Raw genomic sequence first — 6,232 nt, 5'->3', positions numbered from 1 at the left:
CGCCGCGCGGCGCCCCTTTTCATTTCGCGGACTGCACGCTTCGACCGCGAAACCGCGCCGAGGGCTGTGCCAAAAATCCGAGGGCGCCGGGAGGCGCCCTTTTTGGTAATTTTCTAAACCGCCGAGCCGTAAAGGTCGTAGGCGTCGGCGCGGTCGATCTTGACCGTGACGATGTCGCCTTGGCGCAGCGGGCGGCGCGACTGGATATGCACCGAACCGTCGATCTCGGGCGCGTCGTATTTTGTCCGGCCCTTGGCAGACGTGCCATGCGCCTCGTCGATCAGCACCGGCAGGCGCTTGCCGACCTTCTTGGCCAGCTGCGTCGCCGAGATCTTCTGCTGGCGCTGCATGAAGCGATGCCAGCGCGCTTCCTTGATCTCCTGCGGCACCTGTTCGAGGCCGAGATCGTTGGAGCGGGCGCCGCGGACCGGCTCGTATTTAAAGCAGCCGGCGCGATCGATCCTGGCCTCGTCCAGCCAGTCGAGCAGCATCTCGAAATCCTCGTCGGTCTCGCCGGGGAAACCGACGATGAATGTCGAGCGTATCGCCAGATCCGGGCACACCTCGCGCCAGCCGCGAATGCGCTCCAGCGTCTTTTCGCCATGGGCTGGACGGCGCATGTTCTTCAGCACCTGCGGCGAGGCGTGCTGGAAGGGGATGTCCAGATAGGGAAGGATTTTTCCATCCGCCATCAGCGGGATGACATCGGCGACATGCGGGTAGGGGTAGACATAGTGCATGCGTACCCAGATGCCGAGCTTGCCCAGCTCCTCCGACAGGTCGAGGAATTTCGCCCGCACTTCGCGGTCGCCGAACATCGACGTCTGGTACTTGATGTCGATGCCGTAGGCGCTGGTGTCCTGCGAGATGACCAGCAATTCCTTGACCCCGGCCTTGGCCAGCTTCTCGGCCTCGCGCAGCACATCGGCCGCCGGGCGCGAGACGAGGTCGCCGCGCAGTGCGGGAATGATGCAGAAGGTGCAGCGGTTGTTGCAGCCTTCGGAAATCTTGAGATAGGCGTAGTGGCGCGGCGTCAGCTTGACGCCTTGCGGCGGCAGAAGGTCGATATAGGGATCGTGGCTGGGCGGCGCCGCCTCATGCACCGCGGCCATCACGCTCTCATAGGCCTGCGGGCCGGTGATGGCGAGGACGTTGGGGTGCTTCTCTCGGATGACGTCCGGCTCGGCGCCGAGGCAGCCGGTGACGATCACCCGGCCGTTTTCCGAAAGCGCCGAACCAATGGCGTTGAGCGATTCGTCGCGGGCTGAGTCGAGAAAGCCGCAGGTGTTGACGACGACAAGGTCGGCGCCGTCATGCTTGCGTGCGATCTCATAGCCTTCGGCGCGCAGGCGCGTGATGATGCGCTCGGAATCCACAAGCGCCTTCGGGCATCCAAGGCTGACGAAACTGACGCGAGGCGCAGACATGAGAAAACATCCGGGTTTTTCGGGATCGGCGGCCAGTACCACACTTATTGCGGCATTGGTATGGGCAGCGGCTGCGGCGAACGCGACCACTGCCTCCGGCAGATACCCATGCTGCTACAGAAGCTGTGGGACCGGCAGCGTCAGCTCACCACAGGACTGACATGCGGCCAGACCTCGACAACGCCGCGATAGACCATATCGATCGCGACGTAGAGAATGATCAGCAAGCCGACATAGGCGATCCAGCGGTGGCGATGCAGCAGCTTGGCAATGAAGCTCGCGGCCAAGCCCATCAAGGCGATCGACAGCACCAGGCCTATGACAAGCACCGGAAAATGATCGCGCGCCGCACCGGCGACCGCCAGCACATTGTCCAGCGACATCGAAACATCGGCGACGACGATCTGCAGGGCCGCCTGGCCGAGCGTCTTGCGCGGCGCCTTGCCACCCACCGTTCTGTCGCTGTTGAGGTCGGAATCGGACAGCGCCTCGGTCGCCTCGAACTCGTCGGCATGCGACGTCCGCAGCTCGCGCCACATCTTCCAGCACACCCACAACAAAAGGATGCCGCCGGCCAGCAGCAGGCCGACAATGGCAAGAAGCTTGACGGTGACGGCGGCAAACAGGATGCGCAGCACCGTCGCTGCCAACACGCCGATCAGGATGGCTTTCTTGCGCTGCTCGACCGGCAGGCCGGCGGCGGCAAGGCCGATGACGATGGCATTGTCGCCGGCAAGCACCAGATCGATGGCGATGACCTGGAGGAGGGCCGTCATGCTTGCAGCGCTGAAAATGTCCATCGACCGGAGCCCCTTGCTGTATCGGCGTGTTCGTCGTCGGATATGCCGACGCCCTAACGTGTATGGTTCCCGCGCGTCAAGAGACTGCCGGCGCAATTCCAGGAAAAGTCCGTAGCGGTTTTCCGTCCGGAATTATGCAAAAACAAAGAGTTAGAGTGGGTCAGCTGCTCCATAAAAAGCTGAACCGCTCTAACGGCCGACGCTGAAAGCCACGGGAATAGGGAAGATCGTTCTGCCAGGGAGAATTCTGGTCGCAGCGAATTCAGTCGTAGAGATTGTACTTCGCCCAGTCGGCTTCCGGAATCTCGTCGCCGATGCGGTAACGGAACTGCAGGACCTCCATATGGTCCGGCGCCGTCTCGCATTTGAACTTCAGCCGGTACCACTGTCCCTTGCTGCGGAAGGCAGCGCCCGGGCTGCGGATGGCATCGGCTTTCATTTCCGGCGTCGCGAAGGCGTAGGCGACGACGCGGTCGGCCTTGTACTTGTGGTCGTCATGGCTGATGCGGTCGAGCACTTCGGCGTCGCATCTCTGCTCCAGCCGGGTCTCCGGGTCGAGTTTCAGCAGGCCGGCGCGCAGGGCGGCGTCCATCGCGTGGGCGGGTAAAGCCAGCGTCACCGAAGCCAGCGCCGCAAGGAATAGTTTTTTCATGGGCGGGAGAACGACCATATCTCGCGTGAAAAATCAACCGGAGTGCCATTTTGGGGCAGCCGGATGTGCCAGGAAATCGCCGTTGGCCGGGCAGGCGCAGCCGCTTTGACACGTCGCCGGCGCCATTCTTATTTGTCCGGGCTGCCATGCACCGATTGCCTGTTTCGCCGTCTTTCCGCTTCTCGCGATCGCGGCAGCCAACGCCACGGCCGCAAGGCGATATAGGCAGCGAGGAAGGTTCTCTGTGTAAGGCCGGCCTCGCTGTGCCAGACCTCCCTTATCCCCGCCGCCCTCAATGCCCTTCGTTGGGTGCTGTTGCGTTCCCAGCGCCGGCTGATGCTGCCCGCCCGATAGTATTTGTGGCAGAGCACTTGCGGCACGCGGACAAAGCCGCCGAGCAGCGACAGATGCAGAAGCCAGGTCCAGTCGGCGCTGAATTCGCCTTGGCTGTTGGGCTTGATCCCGCCGCTGCGGTGGAACGCCCAGGCCCTGAATACCCCACGGTTGGGGACCCACCATCCATGCGGCTGGCGCGCCATCACCCGGCCACGCGCAAAACCGTCCTGCAAGCCCTCCAGCAGGTCGAACTTCCACGTGGCACTTTCGCCTCTGACTTCGATCACTTCGACATCGCTGAACGACAGTACGGCCTCGGGATTGGCATCGAGCGCCCGCACCAGCGCCTCGATATAGTTTGGATCGATGACGTCGTCATGGAAGGCAAAGAACATCAATTCGCCGCTGGCATTGGCCATCAGATCGTTGGAATTCTTCAGCCATCCCAGGTTTTTGTCCCGACGCAGGATGCGGACATCGTCGCGGCCGCCGGCGAAGGCCGAAACGATCTCGAATGTCGCGTCGGTCGAATTGTCCTCGCCGACCAGGATCTCGATATTGTCCCAGGTCTGCGCGGCGAGGCTGTCCAGCGTACGCGAAATGAATGCCGCCGAATTGTAGCATGGCACCAGCGCCGTGACCTTCGGCCGCCAGCCGGATCGAAGCTCGACTTGTTTCTGCGCTACCTGCTTCGCGCCGCCCTGTTCTGTCTCACCCATTCAGTCGATCCCGCAGATTTGCCGCGCCAGCCTGTCGGCAAGCCACGGCGCCGTCGAATATTTACCTGTGTCGACCGAGATGTAGTTGCCCAGGCGGTTGACCCCGAATTGGTCGCGGCGATGGATCGTGGCTTTCGGGTCGCCGAGCGAACCACGCCCTTGCGCAAACACGAAGCCGCCGCGTACCTCAAGCTCCTCGGCATCGTCGAACATGCTGGAAACAACGGGCACCAACCGAGTGAGCGTGGCGCGAACGTCGCCGATGAACCGCTGTCGTGCGTCGGCATCGAGCGCTTGTGGCGTTTCGATCGACAATTCGCCACTCTCCGCAAGCAACCCGCTCGGGTACCAGGAGAGATAGAAGTTGCGCCCGTCATAGTTTTTTATGTCGCCGAACGGGCCAAGGGCGACGACCGCGCACGGCACATCGACAGGCTGGCTGGTGCGGCCGAACAGGCAAAGCCTGTAGCGGTGCGACCATCCGGGAACCGGCTCGATGCCGGCCGTGCGGTCGACAGCCAGCCGCCCCTCCCAAAGGCAATTGACGACGATGTCGAACGCCTCACTTTTTTCGCTTGCGACCGCCACGCGCCATTTCCCGTCAATTCCGTCCACCGGCTGTGCCGACAGGACTTTGGACGCCATCCGCAAGCTGATATTGGGTTCACCCCGAAGCGCCGCGCAAAGCCGGTCGGCAACCCATCGCGTGTTGACGGATCGCTCCGGCACCTGGAAGCCCCCGACGATCTGGTCCGAGTTGGTGACATCGGCCAATTCAGTTTTGGAAAGCCGATTCGATCGCGCCGCCGATACGTCGGCAAGGTAGCTGGTGGCGTCAGCGTGGCTGCGCACCAATACATCCACACGTTCAAAGATCGCCCCCAGCGCCTCGGCAGCGACGATCGAGTTGCGATGGACCAGATAAAGGTCTTCCGAAAAGGTCGTGTGCGCTTCCAGATTGCTTCCGATCAGCTCGGAAACAAGCCTGCCGAAACACAGTCCTCCCGAAAGCAGATGCCGGGCGGTCAGCAGCGAGGGATCGTTCCCGTAGAGATAGCCGAGGTGAATCTTGCCCTCGTTCCAACGGCTGGCGCAGGCCATCGGCTCGCTCTCCTTGTCGAAGAGGGACACCGCGTAGCCTCTGCGGGCCATCATGAGAGCGAGGCTGGCGCCCATGATGCCGGCGCCGAGAATAGCCATTCTGCCGCGAGGCGCTGTCATGTCCTGGCGCGCATCGCGGCCTCTCCTTTCCCGATGAGTGTCATCAGGGGTTCGATACGTAGTTTTCAGGGTCGTATTCGGTATCGCAGAAAACCAGCAAAGACGGGTTCTCGCCTTCATAGGTCTGCAGCGCCCACACCGGGGCATCGACCAGCACCGCGCGGTTCGATGCGGTGAGCGTCAGCCGTTCGATCTGTTCCTGATAGCGAAATTCGATGCCGATCTCGCCCGACAGCTGCATCATCAATTGCCGGCCCGAGCCGTGTGCATGTCCGCCCCGCGACGTGCCGCGCGGCGCGGTGACGACGAACGCCCGCACGGCCTGGAAATTGTAACCGCTGAACTCGATAGCGGTCAGCATTCCCCTGGGATCGCAATGTAACGAAGTGGGGATCTCGGTGACCTTGCCGCCAAAGAACGTTCGATGCTGCATAACGTAAGCCCGCCAGATGCCGGTCGAAATTTACCTCAGACTAGCGCTTATATCAAAAGACAGAGAATACAACCACTTAGGCGGTGTTTTGGGACACAGCAGCGGATCGATGTCGAGCTCGGCCTCAGGCCGATACGGTGCCGACTACCGAAGGTCGCCGCGCCGTCACGACTTCTGAGTCGCGGCCGAAACCACGGCTTAAGACCTTGGTCCGAGCGGTCTAGGACCTTTGAGTTCGGAAGGCCGGCCGGTCCCAACGAGGGTGATCTACTTCAGCAATTTCAAAGAGTTATGCTGGTTGGCGTTTCGCCGGCCGGCCGCTTCGTTCTCGCAATGAAAGCACAGCTATATCCAAGTTTACCCTTTGTGTTAGCGATTCCTCATGTTGCCCGCTATAGCGGTTAGTGGCGGTGGCAATCTCGGAGGTAGTTATGACATCCCGAAAGACCCTTTTTGCTGCATTTGCTGTGTTCTCGCTTCTGGTGTCGCCGGCCCTGGCTGCTGCTGGTGGCAACGGCCATGGTAACGGCCATGGCAATGGTAACGGTAACGGCAATGGCAGTGGCAATAGCGGAGGAAACGGTAATGCTGGCGGCAATGGCGGAGGCGGCGGTTCGCTCGGCAAGTCGGCATCCGCCAAGGGC

6 protein-coding genes and 1 pseudogene are annotated in these 6,232 nt (G+C 61.8%); 1 reads left to right on the top strand and 6 read right to left on the bottom strand.

Annotated elements, in window-relative coordinates; translation table 11 throughout:
- Positions 1 to 113 precede the first annotated feature (113 nt).
- The 6 genes from rimO to NKI61_RS32040 form a co-directional block, all read right to left on the bottom strand.
- Positions 114 to 1,427 carry a 30S ribosomal protein S12 methylthiotransferase RimO gene (rimO, locus tag NKI61_RS32065; protein WP_023691314.1) on the bottom strand — a complete coding sequence of 438 codons (1,314 nt, stop codon included), beginning with the start codon at positions 1,425 to 1,427 and terminating at the stop codon, positions 114 to 116.
- Between the two features lie 140 nt (positions 1,428 to 1,567).
- Positions 1,568 to 2,227, bottom strand: a complete 660-nt coding sequence (locus NKI61_RS32060) for a TerC family protein (RefSeq protein ID WP_023668959.1) — start codon at positions 2,225 to 2,227, stop codon at positions 1,568 to 1,570.
- 262 nt (positions 2,228 to 2,489) lie between these two features.
- Positions 2,490 to 2,897: a DUF930 domain-containing protein gene (locus tag NKI61_RS32055; RefSeq protein ID WP_032894508.1), complete on the bottom strand. Its 408-nt coding sequence runs from the start codon at positions 2,895 to 2,897 to the stop codon at positions 2,490 to 2,492.
- A 110-nt stretch (positions 2,898 to 3,007) separates the two neighbouring features.
- Positions 3,008 to 3,934 (bottom strand): glycosyltransferase family 2 protein, encoded by a 927-nt coding sequence (locus tag NKI61_RS32050; RefSeq protein ID WP_352842321.1) that lies wholly within the window; start codon positions 3,932 to 3,934, stop codon positions 3,008 to 3,010.
- Positions 3,935 to 5,134: an FAD-dependent oxidoreductase gene (locus NKI61_RS32045; protein ID WP_352842320.1), complete on the bottom strand. Its 1,200-nt coding sequence runs from the start codon at positions 5,132 to 5,134 to the stop codon at positions 3,935 to 3,937.
- 64 nt (positions 5,135 to 5,198) lie between these two features.
- Positions 5,199 to 5,588, bottom strand: a complete 390-nt coding sequence (locus NKI61_RS32040; protein WP_023696117.1) for a sugar 3,4-ketoisomerase — start codon at positions 5,586 to 5,588, stop codon at positions 5,199 to 5,201.
- A 431-nt stretch (positions 5,589 to 6,019) separates the two neighbouring features.
- Between NKI61_RS32040 and NKI61_RS32035 the strand changes: the two are divergent.
- Positions 6,020 to 6,232, top strand: a pseudogene (locus NKI61_RS32035) (hypothetical protein); the annotation flags it as partial.

This window comes from Mesorhizobium sp. M0514, assembly GCF_040321145.1.
In the GTDB taxonomy this organism is placed as follows: domain Bacteria; phylum Pseudomonadota; class Alphaproteobacteria; order Rhizobiales; family Rhizobiaceae; genus Mesorhizobium.
Note: the sequence above shows the minus strand (reverse complement) of the source record. Positions and strands in the feature narration are given on the sequence as shown.